This is a genomic window from Lysinibacillus sp. A1 (assembly GCF_000801965.1).
Taxonomy (GTDB): Bacteria; Bacillota; Bacilli; order Bacillales_A; family Planococcaceae; genus Lysinibacillus; species Lysinibacillus fusiformis.
This window is the reverse complement of record NZ_JSZM01000023.1, coordinates 73,113-91,259: the sequence shown is the minus strand read 5'-3', so window position 1 is coordinate 91,259 and position 18,147 is coordinate 73,113. Positions and strand designations below refer to the sequence as shown.

18 protein-coding genes and 1 riboswitch are annotated in these 18,147 nt (G+C 37.7%); of the genes, 6 read left to right on the top strand and 12 right to left on the bottom strand.

Going from position 1 to position 18,147, the window contains the following annotated elements; genetic code table 11:
- Positions 1-5 precede the first annotated feature (5 nt).
- From PI85_RS18010 to PI85_RS18005, 3 genes are all read left to right on the top strand, one after another.
- Positions 6-1,247, top strand: coding sequence for an aminopeptidase (locus PI85_RS18010; RefSeq protein WP_036120560.1), 1,242 nt, complete (start codon positions 6-8; stop codon positions 1,245-1,247).
- A 138-nt stretch (positions 1,248-1,385) separates the two neighbouring features.
- Positions 1,386-1,520, top strand: a complete 135-nt coding sequence (locus PI85_RS25080) for a hypothetical protein (protein ID WP_255350107.1) — start codon at positions 1,386-1,388, stop codon at positions 1,518-1,520.
- A gap of 177 nt (positions 1,521-1,697) precedes the next feature.
- Positions 1,698-2,261: a carbonic anhydrase gene (locus tag PI85_RS18005; protein WP_008173550.1), complete on the top strand. Its 564-nt coding sequence runs from the start codon at positions 1,698-1,700 to the stop codon at positions 2,259-2,261.
- Positions 2,262-2,332: 71 nt separating this feature from the next.
- Here PI85_RS18005 and PI85_RS18000 read toward each other — a convergent pair whose 3' ends face one another.
- Both PI85_RS18000 and PI85_RS17995 read right to left on the bottom strand, forming a co-directional pair.
- Positions 2,333-2,920: a GNAT family N-acetyltransferase gene (locus PI85_RS18000; protein ID WP_012292083.1), complete on the bottom strand. Its 588-nt coding sequence runs from the start codon at positions 2,918-2,920 to the stop codon at positions 2,333-2,335.
- A gap of 174 nt (positions 2,921-3,094) precedes the next feature.
- Positions 3,095-3,904, bottom strand: coding sequence for a polyphosphate kinase 2 family protein (locus PI85_RS17995; protein ID WP_036120566.1), 810 nt, complete (start codon positions 3,902-3,904; stop codon positions 3,095-3,097).
- A 200-nt stretch (positions 3,905-4,104) separates the two neighbouring features.
- Here PI85_RS17995 and PI85_RS17990 point away from each other — a divergent pair, with 200 nt between their 5' ends.
- A complete protein-coding gene (locus PI85_RS17990) occupies positions 4,105-4,818 on the top strand; it encodes a hypothetical protein (RefSeq protein ID WP_036120569.1) in 714 nt (237 codons plus the stop codon).
- Positions 4,819-4,845: 27 nt separating this feature from the next.
- Here the strand turns inward: PI85_RS17990 and map are convergent, their stop codons facing one another.
- Together map and thiT are read right to left on the bottom strand one after the other, a co-directional pair.
- Positions 4,846-5,601, bottom strand: a complete 756-nt coding sequence (gene map, locus PI85_RS17985) for a type I methionyl aminopeptidase (RefSeq protein WP_036127365.1) — start codon at positions 5,599-5,601, stop codon at positions 4,846-4,848.
- A gap of 170 nt (positions 5,602-5,771) precedes the next feature.
- Positions 5,772-6,332 (bottom strand): energy-coupled thiamine transporter ThiT, encoded by a 561-nt coding sequence (gene thiT / locus PI85_RS17980; RefSeq protein ID WP_036120572.1) that lies wholly within the window; start codon positions 6,330-6,332, stop codon positions 5,772-5,774.
- 134 nt (positions 6,333-6,466) lie between these two features.
- A riboswitch (TPP riboswitch) is annotated at positions 6,467-6,574 on the bottom strand.
- Between the two features lie 125 nt (positions 6,575-6,699).
- On the opposite strand from thiT, the gene PI85_RS17975 reads away from it, so the two are divergent.
- On the top strand, positions 6,700-7,023 hold the full coding sequence (locus tag PI85_RS17975) for a DUF4870 domain-containing protein (RefSeq protein WP_008173564.1): 324 nt from the start codon (positions 6,700-6,702) through the stop codon (positions 7,021-7,023).
- Positions 7,024-7,075: 52 nt separating this feature from the next.
- The gene (locus tag PI85_RS25075) at positions 7,076-7,201 is read left to right on the top strand and encodes a hypothetical protein (RefSeq protein ID WP_255250400.1); all 126 of its coding nucleotides are present in this window, start codon (positions 7,076-7,078) and stop codon (positions 7,199-7,201) included.
- A 40-nt stretch (positions 7,202-7,241) separates the two neighbouring features.
- Here PI85_RS25075 and PI85_RS17970 read toward each other — a convergent pair whose 3' ends face one another.
- The 8 genes from PI85_RS17970 to PI85_RS17935 all read right to left on the bottom strand — a co-directional run bounded on the left by PI85_RS17970 (position 7,242) and on the right by PI85_RS17935 (position 18,118).
- Complete coding sequence (locus tag PI85_RS17970; protein WP_036120576.1) at positions 7,242-10,322, bottom strand: SbcC/MukB-like Walker B domain-containing protein; 3,081 nt, start codon at positions 10,320-10,322, stop codon at positions 7,242-7,244.
- Positions 10,319-11,476 carry an exonuclease SbcCD subunit D gene (locus PI85_RS17965; protein ID WP_036120579.1) on the bottom strand — a complete coding sequence of 386 codons (1,158 nt, stop codon included), beginning with the start codon at positions 11,474-11,476 and terminating at the stop codon, positions 10,319-10,321. Before PI85_RS17965 ends, PI85_RS17970 begins: the two co-directional genes overlap by 4 nt.
- A 123-nt stretch (positions 11,477-11,599) precedes the next feature.
- Complete coding sequence (locus PI85_RS17960; protein WP_036120581.1) at positions 11,600-12,511, bottom strand: SGNH/GDSL hydrolase family protein; 912 nt, start codon at positions 12,509-12,511, stop codon at positions 11,600-11,602.
- Positions 12,512-12,542: 31 nt separating this feature from the next.
- Positions 12,543-13,772, bottom strand: coding sequence for an aminopeptidase (locus PI85_RS17955; RefSeq protein WP_036120582.1), 1,230 nt, complete (start codon positions 13,770-13,772; stop codon positions 12,543-12,545).
- 1 nt (position 13,773) lies between these two features.
- On the bottom strand, positions 13,774-14,922 hold the full coding sequence (locus PI85_RS17950) for a DEAD/DEAH box helicase (RefSeq protein WP_036120585.1): 1,149 nt from the start codon (positions 14,920-14,922) through the stop codon (positions 13,774-13,776).
- A gap of 218 nt (positions 14,923-15,140) precedes the next feature.
- Entirely contained in the window at positions 15,141-15,842 is a 702-nt protein-coding gene (locus PI85_RS17945) for an aspartate/glutamate racemase family protein (RefSeq protein WP_036120588.1), read from the bottom strand.
- The gene (locus PI85_RS17940; RefSeq protein ID WP_036120591.1) at positions 15,839-17,071 is read right to left on the bottom strand and encodes a hypothetical protein; all 1,233 of its coding nucleotides are present in this window, start codon (positions 17,069-17,071) and stop codon (positions 15,839-15,841) included. Before PI85_RS17940 ends, PI85_RS17945 begins: the two co-directional genes overlap by 4 nt.
- 57 nt (positions 17,072-17,128) lie before the next feature.
- Positions 17,129-18,118, bottom strand: coding sequence for a C39 family peptidase (locus PI85_RS17935; RefSeq protein WP_036120594.1), 990 nt, complete (start codon positions 18,116-18,118; stop codon positions 17,129-17,131).
- Between the last annotated feature and the right edge of the window lie 29 nt (positions 18,119-18,147).

Genomic DNA, 18,147 nt, shown 5'->3' with positions numbered 1-18,147 from the left:
GGGATATGAGTTTGTTATTATCATTTAACACAAAATTACTAAAATATGCCGAATTAGCGGTAAAAGTAGGAGTAAATATCCAAAAAGGTCAATATCTTTATATAAGCTGTTCGACTGATAACTTAAAATTAGCTCAAATTATTACTAAAATCGCCTATGAAAATGGTGCAAAACAGGTATTTGTCGATTTGTCTGATGACGAACTTGTTCGTGCTCGCTATGAAGGAGCACCGAAAGACTCATTTGATTTCTTTCCACCGTGGAAAGTTCAAGAGCGCGAATGGCTGGCTGAAAATGGTGCAGCTTTCCTAAGCATTAGTTCACAAAACCCAGATTTACTGAAAGGCATTGAACGAGACAGAATTATGGCGTTCCAAAAAGCTTCTGGCCAAGCATTAGCGAACTATTATCAAATGTTACAATCTGATAAATTTAGTTGGTCAGTTATCGCCGCTCCATCCAAAGCGTGGGCAGCAAAGGTGTTTCCTGATTTACCAGATGATCAGCAAATGGATGCCCTATGGGAAGCAATTTTTGCGGCGACGCGTATTGATCTTGAACATTCAGTGGAGGCTTGGTTAGCTCATGATAAGGAGTTACACGACAAAGCCGAATATTTAAACAGCAAACAGTATAAGTCCCTTCACTATACGGCTCCAGGCACAGATTTAACAATCGAGCTACCTGCACATCACATTTGGACAGGCGGTAGCAGTGCCAACGTACAAGGTCAAACATTTATGGCGAATATGCCTACTGAAGAAATTTTTACTGCACCGTTAAAAACTGGTGTGGATGGATTCGTATCCAGCACTAAACCATTAAGCTATGGCGGTAATATTATTGATAATTTCACATTAACGTTTAAAGATGGCCGTATTATTGAAGTAAAAGCTGAGGAAGGTCAAGAAATTTTAGCTTCTCTTATTGAAACAGATGAGGGGGCGCATTATCTTGGTGAAATAGCATTAGTACCTCATCAATCCCCTATTTCACAATCAAATTTATTATTCTACAATACATTATTTGATGAAAATGCCTCTAATCATTTAGCCATTGGTAGTGCTTATGCATTTTGTATTGAAGGTGGTAAAGAAATGACTCCAGATGAGTTAGCCGCGCATGGCATTAACCAAAGTTTGACACATGTAGACTTTATGATTGGTTCCAATAAAATGAATATTGATGGCATTACCCATGATAATCGAAAAGACCCAATATTCCGTGATGGAAATTGGGCATTCTAAATAATCCATTCTTACTAATAGTATTCTAGGCTAGTATGTTATGGATGTCATAAATTATCCTTAGATTTTCCTAGTATCCTATTGTATAATTAGTTTAGGGTAATTAGTAGATCATTTAAGTAGAGAGGAGCTCTAAAAATGTTCATTACAACTGTTATTGGATTTTCAGCAGTTTTATTAATTTCAACTGGATTCTTCATCCACTACCTACAAGTTGGTTTAGATAGCAAGTCTTCAGTAACTGTAGATCCAAAGCCAAGCGAAAAATTTTAATGTAAAAAAACAGCTACTGTAAAGGTAGCTGTTTTTTTATAGTTTCAACATTTTTCATCTGCTAAAGTGTATGAAGTTTGCTTCTTTATTGTAAAAATTGTCTGAATAAAGTCTTTATTGTTTGCATAATGAAAGTTTTGCTCTAAAATATTTTTTGTAAGGAAGGGAGCAATTTTCATGACAATGTTACATGATATTTTAGAGTTTAACAAAGAGTTTGTACAAGAGAAAAAATATGAACCATTCATCACTACAAAATATCCTGATAAACGTATTGTTGTTTTATCTTGTATGGATACTCGTCTTGTAGAGCTTTTACCAAAAGCGATGAATCTCCGTAATGGCGATGTAAAAATTGTGAAAAGTGCCGGTGCATTAGTAAGCCATCCTTTCGGTGCTGTGATGCGTAGTTTATTAGTTGCTGTCTATGGACTACAAGCAGATGAAGTTTACGTAGTTGGACATTATGACTGTGGTATGAGCGCAGTTGATCCTGATGCTATGTTAAGTGAAATGGTTAAAAGAGGTATTAATCCAGAAACCATCAAAATGCTGGAGTATTCTGGTTTTGATTTAAAAGAATTTTTACGTGGTTTTGGTGATGTAGCGACAAGTGTTAAGAAAAGTGTCGACACGATTCGAAATCACCCATTAATGGTAAAAGACGTTCCTGTACATGGTTTAATTATTGACCCAAATACAGGTCATCTAGATTTAATTGAAAACGGTAACCATCAATAGTTATTCTAACTTGATTTATAGCAAATCAATAAACAAGTGCCTTTCCATCAAATAGCAAGGCACTTGTTTATTTATTCATCCTCTAAACGGGCATACATATAATGATCGACCCAATGACCATTTATATACAGAAGCTTTCTTAAAAGACCTTCCTGTTGAAAGCCTGCCTTCTCTAAGACACGCATAGAGGGATTATTTTGGGTAGATACATATGCCTCTACTCGATGTAGCCCAATTTGATCGAATGCAAACCGGACTACCATGTTCACTGCCTCAGTGACAATTCCCTTACCTACGTAAATTTCATCCATAGCATATCCCACAAATGCACTTGAATAGGGTAATCGTTTTACAGCATATAGTGCAATATGTCCTATTAGATTATTAGTACCATGCTCAAAAATACCAAAAGTAAATTCTCGCTTTGAATCCATTAAATATAAACTTTCTTGAATTTTTTTATATTGCGCGTCGATTGTATAGTATTCAGGTCTTTGTAAAGGCTCATATGTTGACCAAAAGTATTTATTGCGGCTTACGAGACCTGTTAAACTTCGTGCATCATTTTCTTGGAATGTGCGGATGTAGCATTTTTCCCCCTTTATTGTTACCACATTCCCACCCTTTTTTCTTAATAAATTCCAAATTTTAAGCACCATTTCTCCACACTAGCCTTCCAATCAATATCGATAAAAATTTATACTACCTTCTCAACCATCGGAAATGAAGGGGGTTACCCCTAGTTTTACCTTATTGTATGTAAAAAAAGATGCTGCTACAACTAAAACAGCTCATGTCTTCATGTCATAGCACCATCATTCACATTTTATTTTTTACTTCTTTTTCTCATGTAATAGGTCCAGGCTAGATGACTCAGCATCCTCTAAATGCGCCTTGTCTAATACATTAGTTAAATGAAGTCCACGTTTCAGTGCCTCTCGTTCAATATGTGCAAGCGTTTCTTGTAGCACCTGCACACGCGCATATTTTTTATCGTTTCCAGCTACTAAAACCCACGGTGCATTTTTCTTATCGGTCTTTTCAAACATTTCATTGGCAGCCTCCACATATTGCGGTGACTTTTCTCGATTACGCCAATCTTCATCTGTCAGCTTCCAAGATTTGTATGGATTTTGTTCTCGTTCCTTAAAACGTTTTAATTGCTCTTCATCTGAAACATGAAGCCAGAACTTAATAATTATGTAGTCTCCCGCAGTTAGAATCTTTTCAAAATTATTAATTTCCTCATAAGCACGAGACCATTCATCCTTCGTCGCGAATCCTTCAATTCGTTCTACTAATACACGACCATACCATGAACGATCGAAGACAGCGATTTGCCCGTGCTGAGGTAGCTTTCTCCAGAACCGCTGTAAATAGTTATAGCGTAATTCATGTGGCTGTGGAGCTGAAATTGGATGGACGACATAGCCACGTGGATCGACACGTTCAATTAAACGTTTTATCGCTCCTCCTTTACCAGCTGCATCCATACCTTCAAACACTAAAATTAAACCTATTTTATTTTTCAATAAAAATTGTTGGGCATTTAACATTTCATATTGGAGTACTTGTAATTTCTTTTTATACATCTTTTTATCTAGTTCAATAGATAGGTCTAAATTTTTTATGTTTTGCGTCATAAAGCTTCACTCCTTTAATCTGGATATATTCTTATTGTACTAAAGAAATAAATGGATGCCTATTGAGATGGTAAATTGTAGATAGTATTAGCAAAACAACACGATACATTGATGGACATTTCCGTTATAATAAATTGAGTGACGGTACTATACTTATTTGTCTTTTCCCTATACAATCTAACACGAAGGGAGAGGAAAGCATGCCTCGGTTTTTATTGATGACAATTTCTTATATTGTCTCACTCATCCTAACCTTTTCATCCTTTTTCATGAAACTTAACGGTCAATCATTTTTAGAAATTTCTAATCGTTTTTCGGTGGTATTTGCACCTGTTGATGGAAGTCATATAATTTGGATTGTCATTTATTTATTGATCGGTTATTGGTTAGTGATGAACATCAAAAAGACATCTATGAAACAGTCTGCGCTCTTTAGTTGCATAAATATTTTACAAGCATTAACGATATACGTATGGCATCATGAATTATTTATTGTTTCTCTCGGCATTACCTTACTCTTAGTCTTGTATTTATTTATGTTGTACAATACGTATCCACTTCATGACAAATCACTGTCGGGTCGTATTCCTTTCGCCATTTATTTTGCATGGATGACATTTATTTTTATCACAAATATTAGCTTTACGTTAACAGCTTATGGTTGGAACGGTTTTGGTCTAAGTACTCCTCTTTGGGCAGTTATTTTACTGACCTTAGGTGGAGCCATTGCGCTACTTATCCGCTTTCATCACTTTGATATCATGTATCCAAGTGTTTTTATATGGGCTTATATAGGAATCGCTTTACATAATGGTTTTGATGAGCTACTCGTAACAACTGCTGCGTTATTTCTATGTGGTGTACTCTTAGTTGGTATTTTATTCATTAAAAAAAATCCTGCCTACCAAAAATAATTTGGTGTGCAGGATTTTTTTGTAATCCTATTCTTCGTCTAATGAAGTAAGGATAATTGGTTTATCTTTTGTAACAATTACTGAATGTTCAATTTGAGCAACAAGAGACTTATCAGGTGTAATGAATGTCCAACCATCACCAGCTTCTACAATATGCTCTGCTTTTGCTGAGATAAATGGCTCGACTGCAAGAACCATACCTTCTTTCATAATCGTAGAGTCCCATGCATCATAATAATTTAAAATGTGATTGGGCTCATCATGTAAAGAACGACCTAAACCATGGCCTGTTAAATTCATAATCACTGTTAAGCCATTAGCATTCGCTTCGCGCTCTACAGCTTTACCGATTTGATTTAATTTAGAGCCAGCCTTTACCTTTGTCATAGCACGATCAAAAGCATCTTTGGCAACACGACATAGTTTTTCTTTGTCTTCATAGCCATCACCAACTACAAATGAAATACCCGTGTCCGCAAAGTAGCCATCTAAAGAGCCTGAAACATCGATATTGACGATATCTCCCTCCTGAATAACACGTTTTCCTGGGATACCATGTGCTACTTCCTCGTTGACACTAATACAAGTATATCCTGGGAAGTCATATTCTCCTTTTGGTCCTGAAATGGCACCTGCCTCAGCAAACATTCGACCAGCAATTTCATCTAGTTCAAGTGTTGTGACACCTGGTTTTGTAGCAGCCTTCATCGCTTCACGAATCTCTGCACAAATGCGTCCAATTTTTTTAAAAGCTTCAATTTCTTCTTGCGTTTTTACAATCATGTATAACGTCCCTTTCATCTAATATCTACTCTTTAATATAACATAACTTTTTACGCGTATAACGCTAAACGCTTTAAATATTGTATGCCTGCCTTCTTGGCAAAGTGCTAAAAGCGTTATTCTCTTACGACTACATAAAAAACCCCTTCACCAATATGAAGGGGGTGGCATTACGCTTTACGTTGCATTAGCTGTGGAGCCGCTGTGAATAATAACGCTCCCACAATGGCTGTTAATACTGTTGCGGGCAGCATATAGGTACCATTATAAATTATCGAGTAGATCCACGCATTTTGATCGCCGGCATACTCTGCAAAAAATACCGCGCCAGCAGTAGTGTGCGCTGCATATCGCAAGAAGCCTGCAAATACCGTACCTACAATAATATAAAACGCCATTTTTGTTTTGTTTATTTGACTTGCTGCTTCCAGTAAAGGTCTGCGTACAATGGCTGCTAACCCTACAACTGTGAAAGCAACACCGTAATCTAATAAACCTTGAAGCCAGTGTACTATATAAGCTCCAAACATGGTTTGCATCACACCTACAAGCAAGCCTGTTATTAGGCCAGCTACTAGACCCCAGCGAAATGCAATTAACATAATTGGTACCATGACAAGACTAACAGAGCCACCTTGTGCCCATACTTTAAAGGAGACCTGATCAAGCACAAGGCCAATCGCTGCAAATATTGCAATCTCCACTAGCATTAATAGTCTTTTTTTGTCCATACATATTCTCTCCTTTGTTCCGATGTAGGATACAAGAGCAGGAATAGAAATGCGCTGATTTGATTCTCTCTGACACCTTTTTATTCTTAAGAATGAAAAAACGATGTCAGGACAGAGCCTCACATCGTAAAAGTGTCGGTTTCTATCCACATCCCTACGCAAGTGTTAGCTTACAGGTTCAAAGAGTCAAGGCATTACGTGCCCAGTCTCAGCTGACATCATCAGCTCCCCTTGTGGTCGTTACATCTGAATTTAATTTGAACACTTTCATTGTACGCAAAGCAAGGAATGATTACAACCTCTTCCATACTTAATTTTGAAACTTTACTGTTTTCCATGCGTAAATATTAAAAAAGGAGGTACAACTATGGAGAACCAAAAAATTTTATCTGCCTTTAGTTATCTCAGTATTTTCTTTGCTCCTTTCATCGTACCATTAATTGTTTACTTCGTTACGAAAGATGCTGACATTAAAAGACATTCTATTCGCGCATTAGTGTCCCATCTAATTCCTTTTGTATTTGGGATCTTATTTTTCATTGTTTTTGTCTTTTCTACATTTAGTTTAGACCCTACTTCAAGTAATAGTACAGTCATGATCATTTGGTTCATTTCGTTCGCCATTTACGGAATTGTCTCGCTCGGAATTGTTATATGGAATATTATTCAAGCCGTTCGAGTTATCCGCTAATGTTTCATTTTTAAAATAAACAGGTAGAAGTAATTAAAAAGGAGCTGTGTTTTTGATGAAAGTATCAAAAGTAGTGAAAACCGCTGTTAAATTAGCGCCTATTGTTATACCAATCGTAAAAAAAGTAATGGCAGCAAAAAAAGGGACAACTTCTACAGTCAGTTCTCGAAAAAAATAAAAGGAGGGCGTATTTCCTTAAACCGGAAATACACCTTCCTTTATTTTATTTCAAAATGTGTTTGACTATGTCCATTCAATGTTTTTTCGACATGTAAAACGGCTGGCATCGCTGATTTTAATTCAGGTACATGAGAGATGACACCAATCATTCGTCCAGAATCTTGTAAATCAATTAATGTGTCTATTGCTTTATTTAATGATTCCTCGTCGAGCGAGCCAAAGCCCTCATCGATAAACATTGTTTCAATATGAATATTGCCTTGGAAGCTTTGAATAACATCTGCCATTCCTAGAGCAAGGCTTAATGATGCATTGAACTTTTCACCACCGGATAACGTTTTAACATCTCGTAATTGATCTGTGTAAGCATCATATACATCAAGCCCAAGTCCACTTTGCTTTGCATGCTTTTCAAGCCTGTCTGAACGTCTAAGCTCAAATTGACCATTAGACAAATGATAAAGACGAATATTAGCTGCCTCTGTAATTTGATCTAAATAATTAATTTGAATATATCGTTCAAAGGACAGTTTTTTCGAATTTTGCCCATTTAATAAGCCATACAGCTCCTTCACTCGACCTGCCTCACTCTCAAGTAAACGAAGCTCTCTCTCTGTTTCTTCTACTTTGTTGATGAAGCTTTGACATGATTTCGCAAATCCATCTATTTGTTGAAGTTGTTTAAAGGCATCCTCATAGGCGATTCGGAGATTTTCCACAGTTGCCTCCATCTGGGCTAAATCTTGCTCCTCTTTCCCTTGAAGATGTTTTTCTCCTTCTGAAATTTGAATTTGTAACGTATGAACATGTAACGTGTAATCATTGCATGCCTTCCGAAGTTCCTCTAATTGAGTGGCACTTCTTTTCGCAGTTGCATAGTCTCCGTAGTTCACAAAGCCTGCTTCCTGCATGCTTATTGAAAACTGCTCACGCTTGTCATTCATTTTGAGCTTTAATTCTTCAAAATTCTTTTTGGCGATTTCCACCGCTAGTTTTGCATTACTGGCAGCTTCCTTCGCGGCATGTAAATCTTGCTGGCTTTCCTGCCATAATTTTTGTAAATCCATTTTCTGTTTACTAACATCGGTAAGTGTTTGTTTTAATTGCTGTAAGGTTGGAATAGTTGTTGGCATTTGCTTATGCTGTTCTTCTACAATTGCCTGCAGTCTTGTCCAGCCTTTCATCTGTTCAGTTAAATATTCCTCAAGTTTGACTTGTTTATGTTGCAAATGCTCTATTGCTAAACGCTGTTCCTTCTGGTTAATCCTTGTTTGAGCTAACTGTTGATTGATAATCTTTAAGCTAGTAATCTCTTGTTCCATTTTTTCTAAGGAAGCTATTATTTGTGCTTGATCCTGTTGCTTCATCGCGTATGCTTCTAATTGTGTCAGTGCCTCTTGCTGAAGCTGTTGTGCGGATGTTAAAAATGCCTCTTTTTCCAAATATAAACGCTCATCTGAAGAAGCTTTTCTCCTTAACGTTTCCACCTGAGCAAGCTCAACAATTTCCAATTGCTCACTATGTGTTTGTTGATGAGTCGTACTCCCACAAACCGGACAAGGTTGCCCTTCTTTAAGCTCCTGAGCTAAAATGCTTGCTTGGCTTGTCAGCCAGCGTTGCTCTAATTGTAGAAGCTCCTGTCTACTGGCCTGATAATGAGCTTTAGTAGCGATAACATCCCGTTTCGCTATCTCTACCGTTTTTGTATATTTCTCCACCTGCATAAGCAAAGCTACTTGCTCCCGCAGTTTTGGTAGTTGCTCTAAATAACCTTCATATGGTTCCAATTGTTTTTCAAAGTACTCAATTGATTGTGAAAGCTCCTCTAATTGCACGCTTTCTTTATCGATTAGCGCCAGGTTATCCGCTGCCCCTTGTTTAGCCGTTTCAACATATTGCTCAGCAATTTGCAGTTGCTGTACATTGCTGTCATAAGCCTCGAACTTAGGAAGCAATGCTTGGAGCTGCATTTCCTGCTGCAAAAGCTTTTGACGTTCTGACTCTTTTGCCTCTTCCGCTTCATATTTTCCTTGGGCTCTTTGTAAAAGCTCCTTGGTTTGTAATTGACTACTGTTCGCTTGTTGATAGGCTTGTTCTTTTAAATTTTGTTCCGCTCGTAAATCCAAACATTGTTGCTCAAGTAGTAGTAAACGCTCCGCTTGTTCTGCTAAAGCTATCTCCCGTTCCTTTGCACGGTAGTTGTCTTGCTCATTTAATAGCAGTTCTAGTCGTTCTTGACGTTTGGACTGCTCCTCAAATTGTTCATTAAGCGTTTTAGCTAAACGGTAAAACTCCTGTTCTTTTTGATGATGATTATAGGCTTCCTCATACTGTCGCTGTTCATCTTCAAAACATTTTCTATAATAAGTAAGCTCCTCTTCCAGTGCTTGCTTTAGCTGAAACATATTTTCCGTATTATTAGCAATTTGTGTGAACAAAGGAGAGGAACGATGTGGAAGTGCACCAACAATTTGACCAAGTAAATGTTCTTTTAATTGCTTGGCATGTTCAAGATCACTTTCTGCCTCTTTTCGTTTCGCATCAAGCAGTTTTGTCATAACACCAAAGCGATCTGTTTTGAAGATTTTTCGTAATATGACCTCTTTGTTTGTAGAATCCGACGTTAATAATTTGCGGAATTCACCTTGAGGTAGCATCACAATTTGGCTAAATTGATCCTTTGTCAGACCAATAATATCCTGAATCTTTTTATCGACTTCCAGTGTTTGCTGCTTTTCAACAATGTTATAATCGAGCTTTCCCTCTTTTACTTCCGCTAACTCCACCTTTTTACCAGTAGCTGTTTTATTTTTTTCCTTTATATGCCCAGGCTGACGTAAAATCTGATAGATTCTTCCATGCATTTCAAAAATAAGTTCTACTGCTGTATATACATCATCATCAGCAAAGCCACTTCGCAGTAAAGCCGTATCCTGACGATCCTCACCACTGCCTGACCCATAAAGTGCATAACAAATCGCATCAAAAATCGTCGTTTTCCCTGCACCGGTTTTGCCAGAGATGGCGAACAAACGATGTTCCCCTAATTGTTCAAAATCAATTATTTCCGTATTTTTATAAGGACCGAACGCCGTAATCGTTAACTTTAATGGCTTCATTTTACTGTTTCTCGCTCCTTATCTAATAATTCCTGTAGCATTTCCGTAAACAGACGCTCGGTATCTTCATCTGGTTGAATTCCAATTATATCTGTAAAGAAAGAGCGGAATAGATCGATATCTTCTAGCTTTTCTGCTTCTACTACTTGAAGCTCACTTGGTTTCTCTTGTCGTAAAATCTTACGTTCAACATGCATGGCATGTGGAAAAACGGTACGAATACGTTCCATTGGCGAAGACACGGACGTAGCATCCGTCAATCGAACAAATACATAATCATCACTTGGTGGAAGCATTAATAAATCCTCCAACTGCCCTTCCACTACACGTAAATCTCGTCTTGGCATGAACTTCCTTTTAGTTACAGTACAATCCCCATGCTCATCTAGATCGACGATTAAAAAGCCTTTTTCATGTAGATGCTCAGACAATGAGTATTTTAATGGTGAACCAGCATAGCGAATTGTTTCATTTAAGACAAAATGTGCCTTATGTAAATGTCCGAGTGCTGTATAATGAAATGGTTTAAATAAAGCAGCATTCACACAATCTGAACCCCCAATAGAAAGCGGACGCTCTGAGTCACTAGTATTGGCTTCTTCCTCACCGTATTTGGTCACAAAGGCATGTCCAACAAATATATTGCGTTTATTTGTATCCATACCTGCTGTTATATGTTCAATAATTTTCTGCATCGCATCATGGTGAGAACGAATGGTCTCCTCTTCAAAAATACTGCGAATAGTGGCAGGCTCTGCAAATGGTACAAGATGAAAATGCACCTCTCCATATGGATCATTGATAATAATGGGTGCATGATCTTTCGTAAACTGCCCCTTAATATATAAACCACTATCACGCATCAAACGACTACCAAAGTTTAATCTGCCTGCACTGTCATGATTCCCTGCAACGGCTAAAACAGGAATCCTCTTCTCTAAAACTATTTTTGCTAATATATCATTTAGTAAATTCACTGCCTCAATAGGGGGCATGGAACGATCGTATAGATCACCTGCTATAATAATTACATCTGGTTTTTCTTCATCGATAGCTTGTATAAATTGTTGTAAGATATATTGTTGATCCTCTGTCATATAGACGCCTTGAACGAGCTTTCCTAAATGCCAATCTGCTGTATGAAATATTTTCATTCCTGTACCTCCTGTCCTTTTATTATTTTATCATGGCTTGTAACGGATTGTTTTTTCCTTTGTTTGGGGAATTTAGTACACACAAAAAAAAGCATCCTCTAAGATGCCTTTACTCATCATTATTTATCTCTTTTCCAACTTCCCCATAAAAGCTGTATAGCCGTGAAATCCCTGAATAGAACGTATGTTTTCAACAGACTGGGAGGTTGTTACCTTTTGTTGTTTAGGCTGTGTGGAAGTTCGCTCTTTTAAAATTTCTTCAAATGACAGAGGATTGGGTTGCGGTAATTGTGATGAAGCAATATTTAAGGCATCACTACCACTATATGCCTTTAAAAATGCATTGGCCATTTGGCGATAGCCTTCCATATTTGGATGGACATCTGCATAGTTTGGTAAGTAGTTAGTGGCATTTAATCCAAAGCTGTCATACACATTTACATAAACAGCTCCGGCTAGCTCTGCCTGTTGCTGTAAAATCGTATTTAATTTCACAAGCTGTGCATTTGTTCCTTCTTTTTGAGTGAGATGAACAGCTGGATAGGCAAAATAATAGCCTATAACATATACCTGAGCCTTTGGCGCAAGTACTCCCAATTCATTTAAGATAGCTTCCATATTTTTTCTCACTATATTTAAGGCGTAATCTGCTTGGAGTTGAGAAAAAGTTAATGTTCCAGCCGTTGGATTTAGCCGGACAAGGCTTAATAAATCATTGGCACCTGCCGAAACAGTCACTAAAGTGGCATTGGCTAATAAATCTCTTGCTTCCTCAGTTTTAATCCTTTCTAAAACATTAGCTGTTGTAAAGCCAGGAAAAGCTAGTTCCTTTGTATAAAATTTTAATTGATCCATTGCCTGTAATCTCATAGCAATTAAATCACTATATCCAGCATCAATTTGTTGAAAAGGGGTTTGACCAGCAGCTAGGGAATCCCCAATCGCTACATAGCTTTCGGTTTGAGCAAAAGCAGATGAACCCCAGCATGTCATTACTAAAATAATCATCCCGATTAAACTACCTAAGTGCTTCATCTGCTCTCCCCCATTCTCGATTGGAACTAAGTTAGAAAGCCCAACTACCTTTGCGGAATATCGGCTCTACTGTTCCATCTGGTAAAATACCATCAATGTCCATTTCACCATTACCAATCATAAAGTCTTCATGTGTGACAGAAATATTTGCCCCTAATGCTTCTAGTTGACCGTTTTCTAAGTCTCTACCGCCCTCTAAGCAAGTCGGGTATGCTTCTCCAATTGCTAAATGGTTTGAAGCATTTTCATCGAACAATGTATTGAAGTATAAAATCTCTGATGCTGAAATGGGTGATTCATGCGGAACAAGTGCTACTTCACCTAAATAACTAGAACCTTCATCTACTTGAATAAGCTCTTGTAATAAATCTTGACCTACTTCAGCTTCCGCCTTCATAATCTTTCCTTCTTTAAATGTTAATTTAAAGCCATCAATGATATTGCCTTGATATACTAAAGGCTTTGAATTACTAACATAACCGTCTACACCTTGCTTCATTGGAAGTGTATATACTTCTTCTGTTGGCATATTGGCAATAAAAACATTGCCTTCAGGCGTTTTACTGCCGCCAGTTAGCCATTTATGCTGTGGAGCTAAAGCAATTGTTAAATCTGTTCCTGGTGCAGTATAGTGTAGCTTCGCATACTTTTTATTATTTAATAGTTCTGCACGAGATTCTAAATTCGTTACATGCTGATGCCAATTGTCAACTGCATTTCCTTCTCCGATATGAACTGTTTTAAAGATAGCGTCCCATAAAGCAGGCACTTGCTCATCGGCTGTCAATTGAGGGAATACCTTTGCCGCCCACTTTGACGAAGGAACTGCAATAATTGACCACGCAATTAAATCCTTCATAACCGCATTTCGATAGTTTTTCAATGCCGCTCCTGATACCTTTTGATGAGTAGCTAATCGATCCGCCGAAATTCCTGTTAATTTATCAGGATCTGCAGCATCAATCCATAGTAATGCCCCTTTACGTTCAATGACTTCATCACGCATTCGTACGACCCATTCAGGGAAACGGTTAAATTCTTCATCAGAGGCATGTTCAAAATAGGCACGATCCATTTCATCATCTGAAAAATTAACATGGACACGTCCAGCGCCAGCCTTATACGCCTCTTTAACGACCAAACGAGCAAAATCTAAAGCATCAACTGATGTGTTGACTAACAAATATTGACCTGGTTGAATGTTTACTCCAACTTTTACTGCAAGCTCTGCGTATGCCTGTAATTTTTCTTCAAATGTCATATTATTTCCCTCGCTTTTGTCCAATTGTTTTAGAATTACCTTCCATTAGCTTACCATCATGCCATATTTTCTGCACTGGCTTACCAGGAACTTCTCTTGTCCATTTTTTATAGGTTTTTTCGTCTTGATAAGATAGTAATGTTAATACTTCACCATCTGCACCTGCACGACCTGTACGACCCGAACGGTGTAAATACTGCTCAATTGTTCGTGGAACATCAACATGAATAACATGTGTTAAACCGGCAATATCTAAACCACGTGCAGCAATATCTGTCGCGATTAAAATACGTGCGTCCCCTTTGCGGAAAGCATCTAAAGCCTTTTTACGTTCTTCCTTTTTCATGTCAGAATGAAGTGTAACGATTGGAGCAGAGCGATACTGTAGCTTCGTTTCTTTCATTAATAATTGATCAATATTATTGACGAAAGCTAGTGCTCTCAGACCTTCTGTATGCGATAAACGGCGAAGGAACTCTGTTTTATCACGTTCTTCCACCTTCACAAACGAGTGGATTACTTTGCCAACCTTTAGCATATCCTCGGGCTTAATTTTAAAACGAACTGGCTCAAACATCATGCGACTTGCCACTAATTCAATTTCCTCTGTAATAGTAGCTGACACAACTACAACTTGTCGTCCGAAGGCAGAACCTTCAATAAAGGATTTAATGACAACACGATATTCACGACTTAGTAATTGATCACATTCATCTAAAACAACTGTTTCAATTTCCTTAAGCTTTAATTTACCTGCACGTGCTAATTCATTTAAACGACCAGGTGTTCCAACAACAATCGTTGGCTTTTTCTTTAATTTTTCAATTTGACGAGCGGAATTGGCCCCACCAATAAGCTGCTGAACCGTAATATCCGTACCTGCCGTCCACTCACGGATAACTTCTACAATTTGCATGGCTAGCTCTTGTGATGGAGCCACGATAAGACCTTGTGTTTGCTTTTTCGCCCCGTTTACTTTGTTCAGCAATGGTAAAACATACGCTAACGTTTTACCAGAACCAGTAGGTGATTCCGCTACGATATCCTTTCCTTCAAGCATCGCTGGTATCATTTCCTCTTGAATTTTCATAGTTGCTTCAAAGTTCCATTTTGCTTGTAATTCTTCTTTTAATAAATTGATTACTGACATGTTATTTCCCACCTTCTATCTGCTTGACACTAGTTTAACACACTCGGTAGCTTCCTACTTTATATGTACGCAAACCTTTGTCCAATCGTTTCACCAAATGAAACTTTCATCCATAAAAAATCTGCCTAACTTCACACATGGAAATGTAAGCCCGTCCACAATTTTTTGAAGACTTACAGCCTACCCATGTAAAGCAAGCAGATTCTTTCTATACATTCCTAATCGATTAGCTCATAACCACATGCTAAAATCGCACGCTCTGCTAAAACGATTAATGAATCGATATATATATTACTTAATTTTAAATCTCGATTGACAATAGATAGCTCCGTACAACCCAATACGAGACGATCACAGTTTAGAGCTAGCATGGCATCTTCAATAGGTTGCCAATCATCCTGTGTGACATTCTTACCAGCTTTAACATAATCGTAAATAATGGACATCACATGGGCTCTCATCTCATTATCTGGTACAACCGGTGTTATGCCATATTCTTCTAACGCATCTTGGTACATATGTGAAGTCAATGTACCTATTGTCGCTAAAATACCAACACGCTCTGCTCCCAGTTCAGATGCACGCTTTGCCGTTTCACGAATCATATGCAAAACAGGAATCGGGGAGCCTTCCTGAATCTCATCATAAAAAGTATGAGCCGTATTACACGGAATGGCAATCATATCAGCTCCTACAGAAGCCAACTTTTTTGCATCCTCAATTATAACAGGCACTGGGTTTTCTTTCGTATTATCTAAAATAAAAGCCGTACGGTCAGGAATATTTGTATCATTATCAATAATGGTATGTAAATGCTCCTGATCTTTTTGCGCCTTTGTACGTCTTACAATCATTTCACCAATAAACATCGTTGCTAGTGGACCAACTCCACCTATTATACCTAAAGTTTGTTTTTTCATGAGTTAGACAGACCTTTGTTATTAAAATATTTCTTATATTTGCGATAAAAATTTAAATTATCAACGGTTACATTCAACCAACGTTTGGCATTCATATCCTTATAATTAAAAATAGAATCTGTCGCCATTCCTTGTCGAATTAGACTTTTTGCTTCAATAATAAGTTGTTCATCTTGTACATATTTGAAAAGGACACCATTTGGTACGATTGTCCAAAGATGTTTATTTTGCACGTATGTTAGTGGCTGTTTACTTTCTCGAACATAATCGTCTGCAACATATTGCATAAGGTTATAGCCACTAGCGGTCACATAATAATTGGAAAGCTCATTATGTAATTCAATACTTAACAATTTATAGTGTCCATCACGCTCATCATATTTCATATCAAATGTAGCAAATCCATAGAATTGAATAGCTTCTAGAAATGACTTCACATTTTCCATTAAAGCCGGATTATAGGCTGTCATAATAGCCACATAACGACCAATACCCTCTGGTGAATGCTCTTCTAAAATCGGATTTCCCACAGCAAGAAGCTTCGCCTTCCCATCTTGTCCTACATAAGCATTCACAACACACATATTCGCATCTTCTCCAAGAATATACTGCTGAATCATAAGATCATCTCGATAGGCTGATTCCTTATAAATAGCATGTAATATGCTATCCTTTTCTTCCTTATCATGTGCAATATATACTTTTTTCTTTCCAGGAAAAATACATGTGGCATACTTTGTCATATTCATCGGTTTAATGACAATTGGATAGTCAAATGTCATTTCGTACTCTTCATAATCATTAACTGTGCATACATGCATAGCTGGGTATTGAAAACCAAATTGTGCACACAGCTCATACATACTTTCACGAGTTAGCAGCTGATGTGCAAGAGTAGTATCCACATAAGGAACTAAAAAATCCTCTGTTAATTCATCTTTATGTTCTACGATTTTTTTGACATAAAATTCATCACAGGCTAATAGCAGTAATTTTTTTTCTGGGAATTCCTGCGCTATTGCCTTTAGTGCCGTCACAAATCGTTCTTCTATATGAAGTCTCGGCACTTCACGGAAGGTCAGTAAATCACTTTGTTGAATTTTTTCCATATTCGTATGGTTTAATGCAAGTGGCTTCACACCATAGGCTTCGTAAAATGCTCTGGCCATGCCATAAGCATTCATTTCATCGCCTAGTAAAACCGGTAAAAAAGCGTGCTCAATGGCCATTCTACTCAACTCACTTTTTACTTTTTTATTAGTGTAACATACTTCCTAATAGCTAGTTTATTTATGTACAGCTACTGCCTGTTCACCTAATTCATGATAGCTTTTAAAGAACTGGTCCACATTATAAGTGACATAGCCTTTTAACGGGTCCATTACTACTACCTTATCGCCTAAATGCCCAGTTAACACAACAGCGTGTAAATTCATAAAAGCGTCCTGCGAAGTAGTCGCTCCTTTATAAATCCAACCTCTATCAGCATTTTTTTTAGGCTTCGATAAATCCAGCGTTACCCATGTCACGACAGGAATTCCCTCACGAACAAGCTGTAAAATATCTTCCTGTGAGGCATTTCTCATATCTGTCACACGTAAATCAGCTTGTTTATCTGCAATCGCTGCCTCCGCTGCCTTGACAATCGGAGCAGCAAATACATACATGCCATGAGCCTTATCACGAGGATTACCTGCAAAAGCTTCATTTGGATTTGGTCCAAAACGTTGATTGCCTACAATACGTATTTCTTGCTTTGGTAAATAGTTATCAGCCATTTCAAGCTTTGACACATTCATTCCATAGTAATTTAATACGGCTGTGAGTGAAGTTATTTCACAGCCATGTGGAAGCTCAGGATTTTGCATCACCACAGGAACATCTAGCTCTTGTTCGTCTCTTGTAAAATGGGTCTGCAATCTAAAATATGGTCTTGTTGTATCATACGTAAAATTTTCGATGGTTGTATAGCCATCATTTGCCGCACTATTTTCAAGGGTCGTTGCCGCAACAGCATATTCTCGTCCCTCTTTGAGTTTCGAAAATATAGCTTCTCCCTCTTCAGAACCAATAGCTTCTTCTACAACATTGCCAGTCTGTACATCTGTGACCGTGATATAAAGATTAGCAATTGGTGCACCACTATTAAATTCTACTGTTAATACTGTTAATTGATTTTTATTTTCCGCATCTTGCTGTGAAAATGGCTGACAGCTAGAAAGTAACATTATGATTAACATGCCGATAAGTAAAAGGCGTTTATACCCCGTCCACAAGACAAATTCCGCTCCTATTCTAAATCGAA